A 20,540-nucleotide genomic window follows, 5' to 3' on the forward strand; every position below is an offset into this window, starting at 1 on the left:
GTCACTGGGGTTGCTATACATTTGCTTCCGGACTATTTTAAAACCGGACTCATGAAAAACATTCCTCAGCTTGTTATCGTGTTAGCGGGCAGCCTTTTCGCCAATGTATGCCTGGCTCAGCACCCATTCAGCACCTGCTCGGCGGCTTTTTTAAGCCGTAAAATGCTTGTCAGTGAATACACCCCTCAGGGTAAGTGCATCGTACCGACGAACGCTACCGGCGAATTGACGGTGAACGCCGTCGCGCTGTCGACAACGGCGAACAAAGCGCTCAACCGAATCCCATTTACCATAGCGATTCGCGACCGCGACAGCCGGACGCTGACTCAGTATTCGGAAAAAGCCGTCAAACAGGTTGCCATTCAGACTGTGCTGGCCAACTGCCGGAAGGGTGATCATATCGTGCTGCTTACGCGAAATAAACAGTACAGCCTGCCGCATAACGAAATTTTGGTCCGCTAATCCATAAACTGCTGTCATCTCATGAATACGCACCTACGCAATCTATCCGTCGCCGTGCTACTGACGTTACTAACGTGTAGCACCGGCTTGGTTCATGGCATCGTCTCGGTCAGCGAACGGCCTCAAAAGGAGAGCCCCGGAGAGAATAATTATTCGGCTAATCCATTAATTTTGAACGGAAAACCCCTTGAGTATGCAGACTTTTCACTGATCAGCCGGGGTTCGCTGTCGGTTGTGGCGGGTAATGCCGAATCGGAGACGCTCGTAAAAATTCCGTTTCGAATTTATCTCCGGCGCGATGGCATGCTGATCCATAAAGGGGCTTCCGACAGCAGTCGGGAAGTTTACGATATCGATGTCGCTACGGTGCTATCGCTGGCGCAGGTCGGCGATGAACTGGTCATCGATCCGGTTCGCCGAACTGATGGGGCCGCCCGGCGAATAATCCGGGTGAGAAGCATATTCTGGCTGTTTCCGCAGCGCGGCTGTTGAGTTTTCGCTCGTCGATTCGATCATACTTCGTTGCTGCGCCAACAAACCGTAGTCCGGTTGAATCGACGAGTAAAGGTCACTTAATTCAGGATACGAATGGGCAAAGCAGAAAGAGTAATGGGGGCAATTGCCCTGGTGCTGACGGGGCTGCTTTTTACGCAGTTTATCCGGTCGACGGCTGCTGAATCGGCGGCCGAAACCCAGGATTTTGCCCGAAAAGCGAACCTGGCCCTTCGGCGAACGGCACATCAGTTGTTGCTTAAATCCGGTGACGACAGCTCCCGGGTGCCGCCCGTAAAGCAACCGAACGCGCATACGTTTACCGTCCGGCTAAGCCATTCATTTTCGTACAGCCAACTGCCGGGTTTACTGCAGGAGTCGTTGAATCGGTATGGCATCCGGCGGAATTACGACGTGGCGGTTCTGGATTGCGCCCGGGGCGAGTTACTGCTTGGGTATAACTTCCGCGATTTGACGGATGGAGACAGCGTGCCCTGTGGCGGCCGAAAGCAGGTAGCCGGTTGTTATAACCTGCAGCTCGTGTTCGCCAGTACGCAGCCGGATGCCCGGTCTTCCATGGCCGGCTGGGGGCTGGCAGCTATGTTGCTGGCAAGCCTCGGCTATGTCGTCTGGAAAAAATCGAAACGGCTGAATCAGCCCGATACTCCGGTCATGGCAGACGAATCACGGGCTATCGTGTTTGGCGAGTCGGCTTTCGATAGCACGACACAAACCCTGATCTCCGGCGCAAATCGATATCAGCTGACCTACCGCGAAGCCAAACTTCTTCAGTTTTTTATCAGTCATCCGAACCAGATACTGGAGCGCGATTTCATTCTTAAATCGGTCTGGGAAGACGAAGGGATCGTCGTCGGTCGTAGCGTCGACGTGTTTATCTCGCGGCTGCGCAAATTGCTTCAGCATGATCCGACGGTTCGAATCATAGCCGTACATGGCGTAGGCTACCGGATGGAACTACGCGGCTGACGATCTATCTTCAGCCGCCCTGCCGTCTCGAAGGTCAGCTACTGACGGACCTGAAACAAAAGTGAAAATCGGCGTAACAAAATGTAAAATCAGTAGCGGATATATGTTCGATAAGTTCTTGGTAATCAGTTGAGTGATCTGTGTACATTATTCGAAAGTATTTGAACAATTTCCCAAAGCTTTCCGACTAATTACCGACTAAGTTTGACTCACCAATCTTTGGCAAGGCGATTGGTGAGTCAACCTATGATACAGAAGCAGCGTATTTTCTTTTGGTCCATTACGGCCGCTCTGGGTGGGTTCCTGTTTGGCTTCGATACGGCGGTTATCTCCGGCGTCGAACAGTCGCTCCAGTCGCTATGGTCGTTGAACGTATGGGAACACGGCCTAACGGTTTCCATCGCGCTCATCGGAACGGTGCTGGGGTCGATGCTGGGCGGGATTCCGGCAGAGCGGTTGGGCCGAAAGAAAACGCTGTTTTGGATTGCCCTGCTTTACCTGGTCGCGTCGATCGGAACAGCTTTTGCACACGCATGGGGTGTCTTTCTGATCTTTCGATTTCTGGGCGGGCTGGGGGTGGGTGCTTCATCAGTAGCGGCTCCGATGTACATTACCGAGATTTCACCCGCCAGGTCGCGCGGTCGGCTGGTGGCGCTGTTTCAGTTCAATGTCGTGCTGGGTATTCTGATTGCTTACCTGTCTAATTACCTGCTACAGGGCGTTGGAGGAGAGTCGTGGCGGTGGATGCTGGGCGTGCAGGCGCTACCCTCGATTATTTTTCTGATTGCCGTGCTGAACGTTCCCGAGAGTCCTCGCTGGTTACTGATTAAAAAAGGAGATACCGCTCAGGCGCTTGCCGTGCTGAACATGATCGACCCGGCCACGGCCGAACAAACGCTGGCGGCCATTCAGCAGAGTAGCCATCATACCACAGCCTCGACCCGGCTGTTCTCGGCGGCTTATCGGACTCCGGTCATGCTGGCGGTGCTGTTTGCCGTATTCAATCAGGTATCGGGTATCAACGCCATCATTTATTACGCCCCCCGCATATTCGAAATGACCGGACTGGGGAAAAGCTCAGCCCTGCTCTCGTCGGCGGGAGTTGGCCTGATCAATCTTATTTTTACTCTGATTTCGCTCAACCTGATCGACCGATTCGGACGGCGAACGCTGATGAAGATCGGTTCGGTGGGCCTGATCATTACCCTGGCTCTGGTAGCGCGGGCGTTCTACGTAGAGGATTTCAGCGGTATGACCGTACCCTTCCTGTTGTTTGCCTATATCGCCTTCTTCGGTTTCTCGCAGGGAGCCGTTATCTGGGTATTTATCTCCGAGATTTTCCCGAACGAAGTGCGGGCGAGCGGACAGGCGCTGGGTAGCTTTACGCACTGGCTCATGGCGGCCATCATTACTTTCACCTTTCCGTATCTGGCGGAGCAGTTTGGCGGTGGCAATACCTTCCTCTTTTTCACGTCTATGATGGTGTTGCAACTCCTGTTTGTGCTGCGGATGATGCCCGAAACCAAAGGAACCAGCCTGGAACAAATCGAGAAGACATTCGTTGTCCACTGAATAAGTAGTCATTTGTGATCATGAATTGTCATTGCTTGTTTTACGGGGAATGACTATGAATGAGCGCAAATGACTATTAATGACAATTCATGGACTCCTAACCCCAACAACCATGTTACAAACCATAACCTGTTTCGGTGAAACACTTTGGGATGTTCTGCCCACCAGTAAACAGGCTGGAGGAGCGCCCATGAACGTAGCGGCCGATCTGCGGAATTTGGGTCTTGATGCGCAGATAATCACCCGCGTAGGAAGCGATGAACTGGGCCGGGAGTTACTCCAGATTCTGGAGCAGAAAGGCCTGCCGCTCGACCTGATCCAGATCGGACAGACGCATCTCACGGGTGTTGCCAAGGCCAATGTATCGGATTCCAATGAGGTGACTTATAAAATCGTTCAGCCCGTCGCCTGGGACTACATCCACCTCGAACCGAATCTGATCGATGCCGTTCAGAAAAGCGATCTGTTTGTTTACGGAAGTCTGGCGGCCCGGAGCCCGCTAACCCGCGAAACCCTGCTGGCCTTACTGGCGGTGGCACGCCGGAAAGTGTTTGACGTCAATCTGCGGGCCCCTCATTACGACCGCGATACGGTCGAGGCACTGCTACAGCAGGCCGATATGGCCAAGCTAAACGAACATGAACTGGTCGAATTGTCGGGCTGGTACGCCTACGAAACTGATTTGCAGCGAGCTATGCAGCAACTGCGTCAGCGGTACCAGCTCGAAACGCTGTGTGTGACTTTGGGTGAGAAGGGAGCCGCCCTGCTGGATAAAGCCGGATTTTTTCAGCAGCCGGGCTTTGCGGTGGAGGTGGAAGATACCATCGGCAGTGGCGACGCTTTTCTGGCGGCTTTCCTGTATAAAACCCTGCAGGGCGAAACACCCCCGAAAATCCTTGAATTTGCCTGCGCGACGGGGGCTTATGTCGCTACGCAACGCGGAGCTACTCCTGCATTCACGGAAGAAACCATCCTCGCTGCTATCGTAAAACCGGCGCTTTCGTCCCAGTAAACCGCTTTATAGCCTGAGGCCAGGGGGACGGAGTGGCCAATAAGATCAAGAAGTTAAAAGACCTATTTTTTTAGGTTGGTAATGTGGTTTACAGTAGGGAGCGGTCATACTCGACTGACTTCCTGCTGTATCTTTTTCGCTCTTAACGATAACCAAATGCAAAAGCTATTCTTAGTTGTTGGGTGGTTTATGTTCCTGAGCCAGTCGGTAGTAGGACAGACCAATTCGAAGCCAGAACTATACCGGCCCCGCTTTCATTTTTCGCCGAAAGCGCACTGGATGAACGACCCGAACGGGATGCTCTATTACCAGGGAACCTATCACCTGTTCTATCAGTATTACCCCGACGCCAGCGTCTGGGGGCCTATGCACTGGGGCCATACGACCAGCAAAGACATGGTACACTGGCAGGAACAACCCATTGCGCTGTATCCTGATAGCCTGGGGTATATTTTTTCGGGCAGTGCCGTAGTCGATGTCGCCAATACCAGCGGTTTCGGTAAAAATGGGCAGGTGCCTTTGGTTGCCATTTTCACCCACCATAATCCGACGTTAGAAAAACAGAAGTCCGACAAGTTTCAGTACCAGAGCCTTGCGTATAGCCTGGACGCGGGAAAAACATGGACCAAATATGCCGGAAACCCCGTACTGCCCAACCCTGGAATCGTCGATTTCCGTGATCCGAAAGTGCGCTGGTTCGAGCCGCAGAAAAAGTGGATCATGACGCTGGCGACGAAGGACCGGGTTACCTTCTATTCATCGCCCGACCTGAAAGCCTGGTCGAAGGAAAGCGATTTCGGCAGCGACGCGGGGGCGCACGGGGGTGTTTGGGAATGTCCGGATCTGGTTCCGCTTCAGCACAACGGCAAACAGGTTTGGGCGCTGATCGTCAATATCAATCCCGGTGGCCCTAATCAGGGTTCGGCGGCTCAGTACTTTCTGGGTGATTTCGACGGAAAAACGTTCAGACCCTATTCGAAACAAACGAAATGGATGGACTATGGACCAGATAATTACGCGGGAGTAACCTTCTCGAACATGGGCAACCGGATCGTTCTGATGGGCTGGATGAGCAACTGGCAATATGCCGACAAAGTACCGACGTCGCCCTGGCGGAGCGCCACCACCATACCACGCGAACTGGGCTTAAAAGCAGTCGACAAAGAACTATATCTCACTTCTGAACCTGTCAAAGAACTGAGCCTACTCGACGGGGAGCGGGTTTCACTAAAAAATATCGCTGTAAAAAACAGCTATGACCTAACCGGGAAAGTGAAAAACAACGCCGGACTTTTTAAACTCGACCTGTCAGCCCCGGCAACCAGTGATTTTTCGATCGTGCTGGCCAACGAACAGGGAAACGAGGTGATCATTGGCTATGACAAAGCCCGCAACAGCTACTACATCGACCGAACCCGATCGGGAAAGACGGCCTTCGAAAAGGATTTCGGGAAACGCAATACCGCTCCCCGCTTATCGACTGACAAAACCATCTCACTGACACTGCTGGTCGATGTCGCTTCGGCTGAGCTGTTTGCCGATGGTGGCCTTAGCGTGATGACCAGCATCTTTTTTCCCGATGCTGAACTGACTAAACTAACCCTTAAGTCGACCACCGGAATTACCCTCCACAAGGTAGAATACACCCGGCTGTCGCCCGCGTTACAGTAATCAGGGGAGGTAAAAGGCCGGCAGAACAACCCCTGGATGTACATCGAGTCATCCAGGGGTTGTTGTTTTTGAGGCAACTCAAATGAGAATAGTGTGGGCTCGACCCGGTCTGCTATCAATTGATGCGCTCTTTACGCTAATTCAGGCACCAAACTTACCGCTTCATAAATAACCGATGGTATCCTCCCGCAATTCCCTCGATTTTTGCCAGCGTAAACACAGACAACCATGAGAGCTCTTTTGACCCTTACCTTTTTACTGACCATTTCGGCAACCTTTGCACAAATTGCCAATGAGAATACCTTTAGTGCCCGAGTAGACGGTAAAGACTATACGACCCAACCGCGCCGGATTCGCATTGGTCGGTACTGGTACGTAACTGCCAACGCCATCAAACCCGATAAGTCGATCCGGCTCTGGCTGGCTAGTTACGACAACAAAGATCTGGTCGAGCCCGGAACGTATCTGGTTGTCGACGCCGACAAGCCCGATACTAAAGAAAACTGGAAGCGCATTCAGGACCTGGGTACCTACAAAGGGCTGGCCGCGATCAAATATGTCGAAGAAACGAGAGAGCCCCGTATGGAATATCACGTTGGGCTATCGCAAAACAACACCGAAACCGTAACGGTAACGAAAGCGGCCGATGGATCGCTGGAAGCCACGTTCAACGCTAAACTAGCTGGTACTTACTGGAAAGAAAAAGGGACCGCTACGGTTTTCGGCGGGGTTGGCCGACTGGTTTCCAAAATGGAAGACAAGGTCATTACCAAAACCACCGGTTACGATTCGGATATCGATCCTGAGGGAAATGGCTATAAGAAACAGGATAAAACGGATACCGTCGTGATCACCGACGGCAAGTTTAAACTGAAAATGAACTAAGCTATTGCCGTAAACGAGTAGCTTTAGAGTTGTCTCTGGCGGATGGATGATCCGCACCACGGTTCAGAACCATAGTGCGGATCATCCATCCGTCAGAGACTGTTTACCGCATAGCCAGCCGGTTATAAGCCATTTGTTTCAGCAGAAAAACGACCCCTAATTGAGCGATCTGTGCTCTGTAGGACTTGTACAGCGTGACGAAGTGAGAGAACGTCTGCAGTCGGGCCGAAGCCAGGGGTGAAATGCCCAGCAGCGCAACTACATCGCTGTCGTTGATTTTAGCCCAGTCGGTGTGATCGAGGTGTGGATCGTTGATCTCATAGGCAACTCCCTGATCGTCGGTGCTGGTGGATAGATAGTGTCCATAAGCCGCCAGCAAAAACGCGATTCGGTGAACGTCCCCGTTTTTAGCCAGCAACTCACACAAAGTCGGCAGCACAACAGCCGATAGGCGAGACGTTCCCTCAAAACATAGCTGCGTCAGCGAGTCGCTCATATCCGACTTGCTCAGCAGGTTGACCAGCTCGGTATTTTCATCCGAATCCAGCAAGTGAGCAACGTCCTGATCTAAAAAAGCACTGATATAATTGGTAAACAGACGATCGTTCAGCGCGTCATCTACGGTCCGGTAGCCAGCCAGAAAAGCCGGATAAGCCAGCATGGTATGCGATGCGCTCAAAACATCCTGATTATAGGTCTGCATGATGAATCAAATTTTGGTTAATCAACCGGAGCGAAGGCTTTCTGTACGCTGTAGATGTTTATATACATCCGACGTAGTATAGCGCTCCAATTGCTTCGTTAGACGAAATAAACGTCCCGTAAGTCACTTCGAGTTTATTAAATCTAAAGAAATTAAAACTTTGACTTTGCGTAATGCTACGGCAATAGAGCACCGATAAAATAACCGTGCCCCGAGAGGATGGTTCGAAAAAGTGAGCTACGCGCACACCAGTACGAAGGCCAAGGAATACTAGCCGTTAGCCGCTCCCGCCTGACGAGCCAAGACTCATAAGTTGCTGATAACAGCCGCCTAACCGGTGCAGTGCTATTTCGCGAAGAAGCTAAGCCAGTTTGGCGTACCAGCCCGTTGCCATTCAAGGTCCCGATACCGCAGTGCCTGCGCAATATTGATGATCTGGTTGCCTAGTTTTCCCTGCTCCTCGATATCGGCATGATCATAATTATCCTGCCGACCCGGTTCCCAAAGAAAAAGCTCTGTTTTAGCATCGTAAATGCCGATGCCGGTCCGTCCGTTCTTGCCTGACAGCTGCTGTAAAATAGCTTTTGCTTCAGCCTGAGTAGCAGAATAAATTTGGTGATACTGACCTTTGAGCGTGTATATAACTGAAAAACGTTTCATTGTAATGGTTCGTAATGGCTACCGACGTCGGCCGGTTAGGCTGATCCGACGGTAGACCGGTGAATGTTTGCGCCCTGATGCAGGCGATTCCTGATAGCTGACTTATGTACAGCGTTTGCTGCTTTTGACAACAGGAAATGGGGCAAAGTTTAAGCGGCTTGCCTGTAGGCTCGACGAATGAGAGCCGACACGTCTATGCCACTTCCTGGTTCCTGAATATGATCTGAATCGAAAAGCTGTAGGTGATTAGTCGCGGTTCAGCAGGTTGCCGCCGAACGGAGTCGACAGGCGCGATAGCCCTTTAAATACCGCGCTGTTGCGGTTGACAAAGCTCAGAATAGGCGAACGTAAAAAAGTACAAATGCCGGTCCAGAGAGCCTGTACGCTATTTTCAATTTTTAGTGTGTATGATGAGTTCATGGCTTCTATAATTAATTTATAATCAGCAGTAAAAGAAATTGGTATTTCACTATCCGCTTTCAGCAACATAACCGAATGAGCAAGCTTAATAGTTTTCGATTATCAATAAAGTACAAAAAGTGCCTCTAATTTTTCATTGAAAAGTTAAATTGTACAAGCGATTCTTGGGGAAATAATATTGAATTTAATAGGGCCAATAAGTTTATTCGGAGTCTTTTTTGGATTAAAAAGTGTTGATTGACTCCCGTTGGCAAGGATGGGTTACGAACTCCCTCGTCGACGATACGCATCGTTTGCGGGGATTCGAACGCGTGATACCGTGCTGTTTCTAAAGCTTATTTTGGGTTGTCTGATTGACCACCGTCGAGAGATGTTCAGGAAAAACACTTTCCGATAAATCGTAGTTTACCGGCACAAATAGTCTTTAAACCAAACCAGATACAACGATGCCACGAGGAGATAAATCGGCTTACACCGACAAGCAGAAGCGGCAGGCCGAACACATCGAGGAAGGATACGAAGACCGGGGCGTACCCGAAGAGGAAGCAGAACGCCGGGCCTGGGCAACCGTCAACAAAACATCGGGGGGCGGGAAGCAAAGTGGTTCGGGACGCGGTCATGCCGAAAATAAAGAACCCGCTCATACAGGTGGTCAGCGAGGAGGAGCCGCATCGGCATCCCGATCGGCAGAAGAACGTTCGGCTTCAGCTAAAAAAGCAGCGGCTACGCGAAAGAAAAACGCGGCTGCCAGTTAGAGCCGATAAAAAGCAGGTTGTTCGCCATGAGCTTTGCCATGGGTCTGGAACGAAAAAGCGGCTGATCCACCAGATCAGCCGCTTTTTTTTAGCCGATAGCCGCTTTTTGAAGTTATAGATAAACCATCTTACTGACTATTTGGTATGCAGGCATTCGACCTTATTGTGATCGGCACGGGTTCCGCCGGAAAAACAGTTGCAGAAACCGTCCGGAAGGCCGGGAAAAGTGTAGCGATTATCGATAAATTACCCTTTGGTGGCACCTGTTCGCAACGCGGCTGTGACCCAAAAAAAATACTGGTGGGAGCGGCCGAACTCATTGCCCGAACGGAACAGCTGACCGGAAAGGGCATTCAGACGAAAGCTACCCTCAACTGGCCAGACCTGATTGCGTTCAAAAAGACCTTTACGGAGCCGATACCGGGTCGAACCGAACAACAGTTTAAAGACCAGGACATTCATTTTTTTCACGGAGCAGCAAGGTTTCAATCACCGAATACCCTGCGTGTTGGTGCCGATGAGCTGACCGCCGACCGCATCGTCATTGCTACCGGGCAGCGACCCAAACCGCTCGGTATTCCCGGCGAAGACTTACTAACCGACAGCACGGGCTTTCTGGACCTGGCGGAGCTGCCTGACGAAATCGTTATGATCGGGGGAGGGTATATCGCCTTCGAGTTTGCGCATATTGCGGCCCGCGCCGGGGCGAAGGTAACGATTCTGCATGAGGGAAAGCGCCCGCTGGAAAGCTTCGACGCCGACCTGGTCGACTTACTGGCAAAAGCTATGAAAGCTATTGGCATTCAGCTGGTAACAGAAGCGCGAGTGGTGGCTATCGAAGGGGAAGCAGGAAGTCTGACGGTTCAGTACCAGCAAGCAGGACAAGCCCGTTCGGTTCCGGCGAAACTGGTCGTTCATGGGGCTGGGCGGGTGGCCGACGTTGCCGAATTAGCCCTCGATAAGGCCAATGTAATCACTGACGAAAAGGGGATAACCGTAACCGAACAGCTGCAAAGTGTATCGAATCCGTCGGTATATGCCTGTGGCGACGTTGCAAACAAGGGGTTGCCGCTCACTCCACTTGCTTCTTACGAAGGGCGTATTGTGGCCCAAAACCTGCTGAACGGAAACCAGATGACCTTTGCCAACGATCCCGTGCCGACGGCTGTGTTTACGATTCCGACGCTGGCGTCGGTAGGCCTGACCGAAGAGCAGGCTAAGCAGCAGGGGCGGAAAACAAAGGTGCTCTTTCAGGAAACGGCCGACTGGTATACCAGCCGACGCATCAACGAGTCGTTTACAGGATTTAAAACGATCGTTGATGCGGAGACCGATCAGCTTCTGGGCGCTCATCTGCTCAGTTCGGGCAGCGAAGAACTGATCAATTTGTTTACACTGGCCATAAAACACAAGATCTCTGCGAAAGACTTAAGCAGTACGCTGCTGGCGTATCCGACCCACGGTTCCGATCTGAGTTCGATGCTACCGGACTAAGCGGCTGGTCGTCAGGGGCTACCAGGTACGTTTGCTCATGACCTTGTCCAGTTCGGGACGGGTCATAGTACCTAGTTCGGGATGGCCACCCAGCCATTTGAGGAAATTGGTTTTGATCTCGTCGGTCCACTGGCTATCGATCTGCCCGGTCGTGTACCGGCCCGACTTAACCATTTCGAACCCGAACTGGTCCTTGCGGGTAACGAACTCGCAGGTAGTAATGACCTGTTCGGCCATGTGCGCCGGAACGAACAGAACCCCTTCCCGCTGGGCAATTACCAGATCGCCGGGCAACACCATGGTGTTGCCCATTCGGATCGGTGCGTTCAAACCCATCAGCACCATTTCTTCCAGAAACGACGGATGGAAATCGCGAACGAAAGCGTTGAAGCCTTTGATATTTTGTAGTTCCTGAAGGTCGCGGGCGGCTCCGTTGAAGATCACCCCGTTGCCGGTTTTGCTAAAGATCGCGTTGCCCAGCGTAGCGCCTACCAGCGTGCCACCGCCAATTTTGCCGAACGCATCGGCCACATACACATCGCCCTTAGTCAGGACTTCAATGGGCCAGGTGTTCGTGTTTCCTTTACGGCCCTGCTGGTTTATCCCCCGCTCTTTGATGTGTTTCTCGACATCCGGGCGGCTGGGCATGAACATCGCCGTAACCGCCCGGCCAATTACCGGCACGTCGTCTTTAATGAGTTTCCAGCCGCCTTCAAACTGGTTGACATATCCTTCGTTCTTCAGCACCGTCCAGGCATCGTCGATACCAATATTTTTGGCCCGTTCCAGCAGCGCATCCGGTAGTTTGGGCCGGCCATCGGGAAAGCGGTCGCCTTTCCACTCGGATGTGAAGAATACCAGTTCATCTTTCGGAATGGTTTGGGCGAACGAAGCGCTCATCCCGCAACAAATCGTAATCAGTAAAATTAGGCAGGTACTTCTGAATTTCATTGGTCTGGTCAATTAATGGCCCTTGGCTAAATACGCTTCCAAATCTTTTTGCGTGATGGCTAACTTCTTGGGGTATTTGGCCACCCACGCTCTGAATTCATCTTTGATCTTATCCGACCAGTCCCCGTGGATTTCGCCGGATGGGTATTTACTCTGCTGCAAAAGTACACGTTCAAATTCATCCCGCAGCCCGGTCATTTCGGAAGCCGACACTAAACCTTCGACCAGATGCGCTGGAATGAACACAACCCCGTATTCGTTGGCGAACACCACATCGCCCGGAAATACGGTTACGTCGCCAATGCGGATCGGCGCGTTGATGGAGGTTGGCGTCATGTCTTTAATATACGACGGGTCGTGTCCTTTTACCCAGGCGTTGAACCCCTTGGTATCTTTCAGTTCCTGCATATCCCGGATCGACCCGTAGAAGATAACTCCTTTGCCGGTTTTTCCGTAGATGGCGTTGCCCAGGCTGGAACCGATCAGCGTGCCATCTTTAATTTTGCCGTACCCATCGGCCACGTACACATCGCCTTTAGTCAAGATATCGATCGGCCAGATGTTGATACCGCCTTTCTGCGCCCGGCCTTCGGCTTTACCCTGCGCCCGGACCAGGCTATCGAGGTCAGGTCGAGTGGGCATAAACTGGGCCGTTACGACCCGGCCGGTCATGGTTTCGCCGGGTTTGAGGATGATCCAGTTTTTCTCCACCTGATTTCGATAGCCGCGATTACCCAGGTAGCCCCAGATTTGTTCCAGCGTACAGTTTTGCAGGCGTTCCAGCACCAGATCCGTTACTTTCGGCCGGCCGTCTGGTGTTCGTTCGCCTTTCCAGTTAGCGGTCAGGGCGGTCACGTATTCGGGCGAGGAGCCAATGCGTTGAGCCTGGGTTAGTAAACTCCCCGAAAGCAGGGCAGCGGTCAAGAGGAATCGTGTGTGCGTTATCATTCTTACATTGGCTTTTAAGGGTCGTACCGAGCTTTTCGCAACAACCGAAATCGCTCTGGCTTGCTTACAAAAGCCGGTTTAGCTCATAAAATACTGCCATTGGAGGAATTGTGGCCCCCTGGATTTGCCAATCCGGGAGGAGTCTCCGCGTTCCGGGTTCGAACGATCTGCTAAGGCAGTCTTCAGGGCCGTTACCTCACTATTTTTCGTCCTGATGCCCTACTACCGGGCATCGAATAACCTTCATTTCTGGAACACGGTTACAGATATAGTTATGGAAACGTTTTCTGTAAAGATCGATGAAAAATCTGTGGTTAAGCCGGAATCCTGGCTGACCAAGGCTGAGTAATTAGGCGATCTGTCAATGTGTAAGCACAAAAGTTGGAACCTCCACACGCGTTCCAACATCATATCCATCTGCTAATGAGTGTTATTAAGCCTGCTCTTCAACATCCTGAACAAATCGCTTACTTCGCGGGTGCCAGTAACTATTGCTGGCTGTATTTCCAGAATGGCGAGAAAAAATTGCTAGCCAAGCCCATCAGCTATCTGGAGAGTCAATTGCCTGATTTTATCAGAATCCATAAGACGGTACTCATCAATCCGGCCTGCGTCAAAAGCCTGCATCAGCCCGCTCGTAAGAAAATGGCGGGCCAGGTATGTCTGGATAATGGGGAAACGTTTCCGGTTAGTCGCCGTCGATTAACCGAAGTAATCGAACGATTACAAAACCATCAGTCTGCCAATCAATATGCGATCAGGACGACGGGGGCTACCGTATTACCAGATGTGCCCGCAGTCGTACCTGTGTCATTGCCGGCCACAACATCGATCTGGCTCGTTACTGATAACGCAGAAAAAGCCGGGCTAACCAAAAAGCTGGTTCGGCAGAATTGGCCAACCTACCAGTTTCATAGCGTTCAGCAAAGTTCGGCACTGCCCGAATTGCTGAGGCAGTTGCCTAAATCGGATTATCCGGCTCTGCTGTTGCTGGATGCCACAACGGCAACGCGGGAGCGGTTAAATACTCTCCAGAAGTTGAAAGAAGATAAAGCCTTTGGCACGATTCCGGTCATCCTGCTGGTATTGCCGACAGACCAACTGGTTATCGATGGATACCAGCAACAGGCAAACTCGGTTGTTGCCATGCCGCCGGAGCCGATACGCTTTGAGCAAATGATCGATCGGATTTGCCGTTTCTGGCTGCAGGTTGTCACGCTGCCGAGAGCAAATCGCTAATGAAGCAGGTTGTCAAATCGAGAACTGCACAGGCGGCAGAGTAGCCGTTTCCCACCAGTAGTTGCGTAATTCTTTAAAGTACATCAGCCACCCACTGAAATCAGTTGGTTTGATCATGTACGAAGCGATGCCATATTGATAGGCTTCGTCGATATCGTTCGGGTCGTTGGACGAACTTAACATAACCAGCGGGATACGACTGCAGGGTGCGCTCAGATTTTTTATTTGTTTAAGCAGACTCCAGCCGTCTTCCCGGGTAGGAAGATATAAGTCCTGAATAATCAATTTGGGCAGTTCCCATTCCTGAGTACCCCATTCACGCAGCAACGTCAGGGCATCTTCAGAACCATGAACATGTACGGGAGTAACTTCTGGAAGACACTGCTGCATGGCTTTTCGAATTAGCAGCCAATGGTCGATACTGTCCTCGATGACGAAAAGCTTAGCTCGTTTATAATTATCCTGGGCCTTGTGGGTACTATTCATAACAGCTTGCCGTTGAGTGAAAAATAATGGTCTAAGTTACATAGAATCTATCAACCTACTAGGGTTCGTTACTAAATAAAATAAAAGTAACAATAAAATAACCGATAGTCAGGGCAAAAATCACCAATTCAGACCGTACAAAAGCGCTCGTAAAATAGAGTAGCGTATCGTCAGGGCCTAATTTCCGGCGGCAAACCGCTTCAGTCAGGCGTAGCCAGCTTAACCGATCGGAAACGCTTCTGCGCTCCGTTCAGCGGTTTGACCTGATCTATTTTTCGGCCAGGGGTGACCAATGCTCAGCGCTGTCTTACCCCTGGCAGGAAACTACTATCTGAAGCCTACAGCCCTCTGAAAACAATAAAACTCACCCTGTGCTGATACAACATCCGAACTGGCTTGTATCGTCGGCGCCCGCCCGCCTGTCGGCAATCCTTACGTATAGCCATATTGACTTGCCCGGAACCCTTGCCGAGTCGGACTGCCAGTAGAGGTCCGAGAGTAGCGATCAGTCGGTTTGTTCGCTCGTAGATAGTGCTTCGGCAAACTATTTCGGCCAACCAAGTAAGCACGTCCACAATTCATTCGTCGTTTTCTGAGCTTCATACAGGTTCAGATTGATTTCGGAGGGTGTCTGATTCAGTTTTGACGAATCAAACCAATTCGTCTTATCAGCATGAAAACCTTCGAGCTTTACACGACAAATCTGGAGTCTATACGCCTTTTCTACGTCCGTCGGTTAGGAATGCCTTTGCTGGCCCATACGGCGACTCAGTTGACCGTATTGATCGGATGGACTCAGCTGACCTTTCACCGACTCGACAGATGCGTATCGCCCAGTCATTTGTCGATTAGTCTTCCTAAGGATGCCTTCCAGGTACTTGCTGATCACTTCAGCCCGGAAGAAGTGGCCTCATCCGTTGCCCGAGGAACGAATACCTGCCTTTTTCATGATCCCATAGGAAATCTGCTTGAACTTCGACCATACGGGATGGTGAATAACTGAGGGGAAGTAGTACCGAAAAGGTGAGAAAACAGGGCAGGCAGAGCATCAGTCTACAGGCAAACTAGGGCAGCCATAGAAACAGGACTGACTTTCGCTAAGCGAACGCTTATGTTTTGACTGAAAAATTTTTCGCAAAATAAAAGTTTAAGAATAAACCCAAGTGGATCGACACTACAATGAGTAAATCAGATTTGACATAGGTAAATGTACTAATATATCGCGATAAAATAAGTGAAAAACAAGAATAGGCTTTTTAAAACGCTATACTGAGCTGAAAACATTTTTGCATTCTTTTAACCTCCTGCCTGTATCAAGTTTAAGATATATAAAAGCTTTAAACACAATAATAATTTATAGCAGTTTTTATAACAATTTCTTGTCATAAGCTACGCTCTGTATACTTTCAGGTCATTGATTATTAAATACTTAGGTATAAATATCATGTTTTGCGAAATAGAAATAAAACAGGACAGTTTTTTTTGAATTAATAGTGACTTCAAGCTGAATTTGACGTCAATTATTGCAAATGCAGAATCAACATGAATGCCTAATAGGGTTCTGTAAACTTGGTCTTACTCAGTACAAACTGTCTTGATGAAAACAAATAAACTACCTCTATTCACTACTAAATCGGTTTGTTATCTAGATTTTAGTACGGTAACCATAGCGAAGTTCAATCAGATTTTACTTCGGGTTCTATCACTCAGTTTCTTGGTTCTGCTGAGCCAATCGAAGACGATTCAGGCTCAGAACCCGCTCGTTGAAGCAAAGAACTTCAACGTGTTTCTGGCCAACGATGCGACACTGACTACCAATGAAACCGACGGGGCTGTCGGTGTAGGTGGCAACCTGACCGTCAACGGTAATTATCAGGTAGCTACACACAGTGGGGTTACGATTGGCGGCAACACACTTGGCCTGTTGGTAGGGGGGGGCGTAAAACTTCAGAATGGCACGCTTCAGGTGAACAGTAGTACGCTGGCACAGATCGGTGCCTGTGGGGGCAATGCCGCCACCGATGCGCTGAAGGTGTGGTATAAAGATAATAACAACACCTACTCGACTATCCGAATTACGAAAGCAGCGGCTGGCTACGGCGATTCGCCGAATATCCTCATCAACAAGAACGCGAATGCCGCCATCGAAAACGCTGGACTGGTCTGCCAGTCGAACGTCGTCGACTTTGCCAGCGCTTTTACTACCCTAAAGAATAATTCAATCAGTATCTCTCAACTGGCCGCTCGGGTTAAATTATTGAATGCCAACGAACAACCCATCGGCAGCACCAACCTGCCTAGTCAGGTTAAAATCGGGTTGTATTCGGGAATCAACGTCTGGAATGTAACGGGTGCCGATCTGAATCAGATTCAGAATTTAACTTACAAAGACTCTCCGGGTTCCGCCCAGGTGTTGGTAATCAATGTCGATGCCGCCGGTGCCTTTACCTGGACGACACCCAGCCTTGGTGGCGTTGGGGGCGGCAATGCACCCTTTATACTGTGGAACTTCTACAATACAACCCAACTGACGATTGCAGGAAGTGCGACGATCGAGGGGAGCCTCCTCGCTCCGTTGGCCGATGTGATCAAAACGGGCAATCAGGCTAATATCGAAGGTCAGCTGATTGCCAACTCCTTCGTTCATTCCGGTGGGGAAATGCACCATTACCCCTTCAATGCGGACCTGTCGCTGACCAATGCACTGGTGGCAATCTGGGGGAACGTTTTCAACGATGCCAACGGTCTGGTGGACAACACCGTCAATGGTACCCTGGTGAGCAGCCTGGCCGGCAATAATTTTTCGGCCAGTCTGGTCAATAGCAGCACAGGAAAAGTCGTATCGACCACCTTGGTGACCAATGGCATGTATGGGTTTATGGGTGTTTCTAAAAATACGTCGTACTCGGTAGTGCTGAGCAACACGCCGGGCACGGTAGGGGCTACCCCACCCAGCGCAGCCCTGACGGGGGGAGTGATCAACACGGGAGAGAACATCGGTGCCACAGCGGGCAACGACGGACTGCCCAACGGAGTCATCGCCGTGGCGGTTGGTACATCGAGTGTGTCGAACGTCAACTTCGGCGTGGAGCGGCTGCCAACGGCCGATCCCAAAACCTTATCGGGTCAACTGAATCCAGGAGGTACTAACAAAGTAACGGTACCGACCTTGACGGGTTCAGACCCTGAGGACGGCACCTACACGGGCACCAGCAAAACCAACACGGTCGTCATCCAGACGCTGCCGACCGGATCGACGGGGACTCTGTACTACAACAGTACGGCGGTGACGGTCGGCCAGGTGATTCCGGCCTACGATCCCAGCCTGCTGACGGTCGATCCGGCCGACGGTCCGGTGAGTGTGACCTTCACTTACTCCGAGCGGGATGCCGCAGGCAAAGACAGCCCACCAGCCCTGGTCACCATCACGTTTATCAATCCAGCGCCCGTTACGGTCATTATTACTGGTAATGTCTTCAACGATGCCAACGGCCTGGTAGATAATACCATCAACGGCACACCGGTCAGTGTCCTTTCGGGAAATATTTTCTCGGCCAATCTGGTAAGCGGCAGTACCGGCAACGTCGTTGCTACGACCTTACTGACCAACGGAACATTTACGTTTACGGGCGTTACACAGAACAGCTCGTACTCGGTAGTGCTGAGCAACACGCCGGGCACGGTAGGGGTTACCCCACCCAGCGCAGCCCTGACGGGGGGAGTGATCAACACGGGAGAGAACATCGGTGCCACAGCGGGCAACGACGGGCTGCCCAACGGAGTCATCGCCGTGGCGGTTGGTACATCGAATGTGACCAATGTCAACTTTGGCGTAGAGCGGCTGCCAACGGCCGATCCCAAAACGGCGGCCAGCCAGGCAAACCCTCAGGAAGACTATACAGTAACGGTACCGACCTTGACGGGTTCGGATCCTGAGGACGGCACCTACACGGGCACCAGCAAAACCAACACGGTCGTCATCCAGACGCTGCCGACCGGATCGACGGGGACTCTGTACTACAACAGTACGGCAGTGACGGTCGGCCAGGTGATTCCAGCCTACGATCCCAGCCTGCTGACGGTCGATCCGGCCGACGGTCCGGTGAGTGTGACCTTCACTTACTCCGAGCGGGATGCCGCAGGCAAAGACAGCCCACCAGCCCTGGTCACCATGCCTTTCTTCGTCGTACCGGATCTGACCCCGATTATTTATGCCCGTCCGTCCACAGTCTCGGGTACGACGCCTATTTCCTACGTAATCGATGTGTTTGAATTGAACGGCGTGGCTACCAACGGTCTGATCACCGTCCGGGTCAGCAAGGACGCTAAAACGGCTTTGAGCTTCGACAATACGCTGACAATGGTAGGCGGGCGTCCGGTACAGAACGGTAGCTGGACTTTCGCCGGACTGTCCGACGGATTCTATGTCCTGACAACCAATCAAGTCATTGCTGCCGGAGAGCATCTTTCTTTCGGTCTGACGGGTGCACTGACGCCCGGTGCTACAACCGGTACACTGACTGCAAGTGTTGTCATTAAGGCGGGTAGCGGGGGCGAAGTATTGTTCGATAACAACAGCGACGCCGACAAAATCGACTACTTCCAGCAATAAACGATACGGTCATCTGGAAAAATCAAAAATCAGCCCCAAACTAACTCCCTGTTGGTTGGAGGCTGATTTTTGATTTTCCCAAAGCCGGAATTGCGATGCTTTCCTGCCTCACTCAGTTGAGAAAGTAGTGCCTCATCAGGTTCATTGCCGCTTTCTGGTCGGGAGCGCAGGGTTGGCAAAACGTGCCTATACCATCGACTGGCCCCTCGTAATGCCAGGTGAACCGCCTAACGTACTTGCCGGCTAAATCGGAAAGCAACAGATCCGCTTTCTTAGGAACGACATAAAGAGTCAGGCCATTCGGGAACCTTACCTTAAAACCGGCCTCACCGTTTAAGCGCCCTTTGCCTGCATACCGCAGCTTCGTTTCTTTTCGATCTTTGCCGTACAGGTAGTTTATGTCAGAAGGTTTATTGCTGCGGACCCAGAAGCCTATTTCTTCGTACGTGTCGCTACCGGGTTTTCCGTATGAGTAATTGGCCACTTGCTGAGCAAAAGTAAACGGGCTCACTAAAAATAGAATCACTCCGGATATAGTTTTCTTAGGCATAAGCTTGACGAATAGCGGACTTGTGCTCTGAATGCTATCACCTCTATAACGCTGAATGAATGGTAATGTCACGAAACGATGGTCCTTATGATCTCGAAAACAGTATATATACCATAACGTTGGAACGACTCAATGAGCAGGATGATACAAACCGACAGAAGAAGAAACATTCTGTATAAGGCCGCAATGATAGGATAGCTATGCCATACTAAAGCATGAATAAAACAGTAAATAATTCATTTATAAATGATAGCTTAGAGCTTTCAACCGGAGGTTCGATTAAGGTATGTCCCTCTACCGCACCCTGACCGAATTGATGGGTCAGCACTCATTTTTGTGGATTTCCGAATCAACTTTTCCAGTTGAAGCGGTTCGTATGTGGGTGTGGAATGTGCGCGGTTGGAAAGAAGAATCGCTAAAGGGAACGGATATCAGACTTATCGGTGCCGCCAAAACGGCTACCCACAGCAACCCCACGCATCTGCTGGCTAATTTGTTTTTTCAGCATGCCAGTATCAATACGTCGAGCTTTGTCCGGCCAACCCAAAAACCGGGCGAGTATGACTTGCTGATTGTTGCCCGGCGATGGATCTGGCTTGAGGGGATCAGAACGAAAATTCGTGAGTCATCGGTGGAGTAAT

Annotated in this window: 20 protein-coding genes; 13 read left to right on the top strand and 7 right to left on the bottom strand. The window is 51.0% G+C overall.

Going from position 1 to position 20,540, the window contains the following annotated elements; genetic code table 11:
• The first annotated feature begins 51 nt into the window (after positions 1–51).
• The 7 genes from ACYVC2_RS08285 (at position 52) to ACYVC2_RS08315 (ending at position 7,081) form a co-directional block, all read left to right on the top strand.
• Entirely contained in the window at positions 52–462 is a 411-nt protein-coding gene (locus ACYVC2_RS08285; protein ID WP_461101836.1) for a hypothetical protein, read from the top strand.
• A 21-nt stretch (positions 463–483) separates the two neighbouring features.
• Positions 484–954: a hypothetical protein gene (locus ACYVC2_RS08290; protein ID WP_461101837.1), complete on the top strand. Its 471-nt coding sequence runs from the start codon at positions 484–486 to the stop codon at positions 952–954.
• Positions 955–1,071: 117 nt separating this feature from the next.
• A complete protein-coding gene (locus ACYVC2_RS08295; RefSeq protein ID WP_461101838.1) occupies positions 1,072–1,941 on the top strand; it encodes a winged helix-turn-helix domain-containing protein in 870 nt (289 codons plus the stop codon).
• Between the two features lie 246 nt (positions 1,942–2,187).
• Positions 2,188–3,513: a sugar porter family MFS transporter gene (locus tag ACYVC2_RS08300; RefSeq protein ID WP_461101839.1), complete on the top strand. Its 1,326-nt coding sequence runs from the start codon at positions 2,188–2,190 to the stop codon at positions 3,511–3,513.
• A 112-nt stretch (positions 3,514–3,625) separates the two neighbouring features.
• Positions 3,626–4,525, top strand: coding sequence for a carbohydrate kinase family protein (locus tag ACYVC2_RS08305; RefSeq protein ID WP_461101840.1), 900 nt, complete (start codon positions 3,626–3,628; stop codon positions 4,523–4,525).
• 156 nt (positions 4,526–4,681) lie between these two features.
• Positions 4,682–6,196, top strand: coding sequence for a glycoside hydrolase family 32 protein (locus ACYVC2_RS08310; RefSeq protein WP_461101841.1), 1,515 nt, complete (start codon positions 4,682–4,684; stop codon positions 6,194–6,196).
• 228 nt (positions 6,197–6,424) lie between these two features.
• Complete coding sequence (locus ACYVC2_RS08315) at positions 6,425–7,081, top strand: hypothetical protein (RefSeq protein WP_461101842.1); 657 nt, start codon at positions 6,425–6,427, stop codon at positions 7,079–7,081.
• A gap of 103 nt (positions 7,082–7,184) precedes the next feature.
• Here ACYVC2_RS08315 and ACYVC2_RS08320 read toward each other — a convergent pair whose 3' ends face one another.
• From ACYVC2_RS08320 to ACYVC2_RS08330, 3 genes are all read right to left on the bottom strand, one after another.
• Positions 7,185–7,784 carry a mannitol dehydrogenase family protein gene (locus ACYVC2_RS08320; RefSeq protein WP_461101843.1) on the bottom strand — a complete coding sequence of 200 codons (600 nt, stop codon included), beginning with the start codon at positions 7,782–7,784 and terminating at the stop codon, positions 7,185–7,187.
• A gap of 345 nt (positions 7,785–8,129) precedes the next feature.
• Entirely contained in the window at positions 8,130–8,444 is a 315-nt protein-coding gene (locus ACYVC2_RS08325; protein WP_461101844.1) for a hypothetical protein, read from the bottom strand.
• A 246-nt stretch (positions 8,445–8,690) separates the two neighbouring features.
• Positions 8,691–8,864 (bottom strand): hypothetical protein, encoded by a 174-nt coding sequence (locus ACYVC2_RS08330; RefSeq protein WP_461101845.1) that lies wholly within the window; start codon positions 8,862–8,864, stop codon positions 8,691–8,693.
• Between the two features lie 446 nt (positions 8,865–9,310).
• Between ACYVC2_RS08330 and ACYVC2_RS08335 the strand changes: the two genes are divergently transcribed.
• The gene (locus ACYVC2_RS08335) at positions 9,311–9,619 is read left to right on the top strand and encodes a plasmid stabilization protein (RefSeq protein WP_461101846.1); all 309 of its coding nucleotides are present in this window, start codon (positions 9,311–9,313) and stop codon (positions 9,617–9,619) included.
• A gap of 144 nt (positions 9,620–9,763) precedes the next feature.
• Complete coding sequence (locus ACYVC2_RS08340; protein ID WP_461101847.1) at positions 9,764–11,113, top strand: dihydrolipoyl dehydrogenase family protein; 1,350 nt, start codon at positions 9,764–9,766, stop codon at positions 11,111–11,113.
• A gap of 18 nt (positions 11,114–11,131) precedes the next feature.
• Here the strand turns inward: ACYVC2_RS08340 and ACYVC2_RS08345 are convergent, their stop codons facing one another.
• Together ACYVC2_RS08345 and ACYVC2_RS08350 are read right to left on the bottom strand one after the other, a co-directional pair.
• Positions 11,132–12,013, bottom strand: a complete 882-nt coding sequence (locus tag ACYVC2_RS08345) for an RraA family protein (protein WP_461101848.1) — start codon at positions 12,011–12,013, stop codon at positions 11,132–11,134.
• A gap of 63 nt (positions 12,014–12,076) precedes the next feature.
• Entirely contained in the window at positions 12,077–13,012 is a 936-nt protein-coding gene (locus tag ACYVC2_RS08350; protein WP_461101849.1) for an RraA family protein, read from the bottom strand.
• A 423-nt stretch (positions 13,013–13,435) separates the two neighbouring features.
• Here ACYVC2_RS08350 and ACYVC2_RS08355 point away from each other — a divergent pair, with 423 nt between their 5' ends.
• Entirely contained in the window at positions 13,436–14,251 is an 816-nt protein-coding gene (locus ACYVC2_RS08355; protein WP_461101850.1) for a response regulator transcription factor, read from the top strand.
• Positions 14,252–14,263: 12 nt separating this feature from the next.
• Here ACYVC2_RS08355 and ACYVC2_RS08360 read toward each other — a convergent pair whose 3' ends face one another.
• Entirely contained in the window at positions 14,264–14,737 is a 474-nt protein-coding gene (locus ACYVC2_RS08360) for a response regulator (protein ID WP_461101851.1), read from the bottom strand.
• Between the two features lie 673 nt (positions 14,738–15,410).
• On the opposite strand from ACYVC2_RS08360, the gene ACYVC2_RS08365 reads away from it, so the two are divergent.
• Both ACYVC2_RS08365 and ACYVC2_RS08370 read left to right on the top strand, forming a co-directional pair.
• Entirely contained in the window at positions 15,411–15,740 is a 330-nt protein-coding gene (locus ACYVC2_RS08365) for a VOC family protein (RefSeq protein ID WP_461101852.1), read from the top strand.
• Positions 15,741–16,451: 711 nt separating this feature from the next.
• Entirely contained in the window at positions 16,452–19,349 is a 2,898-nt protein-coding gene (locus ACYVC2_RS08370) for a collagen-binding domain-containing protein (RefSeq protein WP_461101853.1), read from the top strand.
• Positions 19,350–19,461: 112 nt separating this feature from the next.
• Here the strand turns inward: ACYVC2_RS08370 and ACYVC2_RS08375 are convergent, their stop codons facing one another.
• Positions 19,462–19,875, bottom strand: a complete 414-nt coding sequence (locus ACYVC2_RS08375; RefSeq protein ID WP_461101854.1) for a hypothetical protein — start codon at positions 19,873–19,875, stop codon at positions 19,462–19,464.
• Between the two features lie 310 nt (positions 19,876–20,185).
• On the opposite strand from ACYVC2_RS08375, the gene ACYVC2_RS08380 reads away from it, so the two are divergent.
• The gene (locus ACYVC2_RS08380) at positions 20,186–20,539 is read left to right on the top strand and encodes a hypothetical protein (RefSeq protein ID WP_461101855.1); all 354 of its coding nucleotides are present in this window, start codon (positions 20,186–20,188) and stop codon (positions 20,537–20,539) included.
• Position 20,540: the final 1 nt, after the last annotated feature.

The organism is Spirosoma koreense, assembly GCF_054777875.1.

Bases quoted from the DNA above. Each gene is read 5' to 3' on its own strand.
- ACYVC2_RS08325 (WP_461101844.1), bottom strand. From the start codon at position 8,444: ATGAAACGTTTTTCAGTTATATACACGCTCAAAGGTCAGTATCACCAA.
- ACYVC2_RS08315 (WP_461101842.1), top strand. From the start codon at position 6,425: ATGAGAGCTCTTTTGACCCTTACCTTTTTACTGACCATTTCGGCAACC.
- ACYVC2_RS08310 (WP_461101841.1), top strand. From the start codon at position 4,682: ATGCAAAAGCTATTCTTAGTTGTTGGGTGGTTTATGTTCCTGAGCCAG.
- ACYVC2_RS08380 (WP_461101855.1), top strand. From the start codon at position 20,186: ATGTCCCTCTACCGCACCCTGACCGAATTGATGGGTCAGCACTCATTT.
- ACYVC2_RS08295 (WP_461101838.1), top strand. From the start codon at position 1,072: ATGGGGGCAATTGCCCTGGTGCTGACGGGGCTGCTTTTTACGCAGTTT.
- ACYVC2_RS08290 (WP_461101837.1), top strand. From the start codon at position 484: ATGAATACGCACCTACGCAATCTATCCGTCGCCGTGCTACTGACGTTA.
- ACYVC2_RS08320 (WP_461101843.1), bottom strand. From the start codon at position 7,784: ATGCAGACCTATAATCAGGATGTTTTGAGCGCATCGCATACCATGCTG.
- ACYVC2_RS08300 (WP_461101839.1), top strand. From the start codon at position 2,188: ATGATACAGAAGCAGCGTATTTTCTTTTGGTCCATTACGGCCGCTCTG.
- ACYVC2_RS08360 (WP_461101851.1), bottom strand. From the start codon at position 14,737: ATGAATAGTACCCACAAGGCCCAGGATAATTATAAACGAGCTAAGCTT.
- ACYVC2_RS08335 (WP_461101846.1), top strand. From the start codon at position 9,311: ATGCCACGAGGAGATAAATCGGCTTACACCGACAAGCAGAAGCGGCAG.
- ACYVC2_RS08340 (WP_461101847.1), top strand. From the start codon at position 9,764: ATGCAGGCATTCGACCTTATTGTGATCGGCACGGGTTCCGCCGGAAAA.
- ACYVC2_RS08365 (WP_461101852.1), top strand. From the start codon at position 15,411: ATGAAAACCTTCGAGCTTTACACGACAAATCTGGAGTCTATACGCCTT.
- ACYVC2_RS08350 (WP_461101849.1), bottom strand. From the start codon at position 13,012: ATGATAACGCACACACGATTCCTCTTGACCGCTGCCCTGCTTTCGGGG.
- ACYVC2_RS08355 (WP_461101850.1), top strand. From the start codon at position 13,436: ATGAGTGTTATTAAGCCTGCTCTTCAACATCCTGAACAAATCGCTTAC.
- ACYVC2_RS08345 (WP_461101848.1), bottom strand. From the start codon at position 12,013: ATGAGCGCTTCGTTCGCCCAAACCATTCCGAAAGATGAACTGGTATTC.
- ACYVC2_RS08305 (WP_461101840.1), top strand. From the start codon at position 3,626: ATGTTACAAACCATAACCTGTTTCGGTGAAACACTTTGGGATGTTCTG.
- ACYVC2_RS08285 (WP_461101836.1), top strand. From the start codon at position 52: ATGAAAAACATTCCTCAGCTTGTTATCGTGTTAGCGGGCAGCCTTTTC.
- ACYVC2_RS08330 (WP_461101845.1), bottom strand. From the start codon at position 8,864: ATGAACTCATCATACACACTAAAAATTGAAAATAGCGTACAGGCTCTC.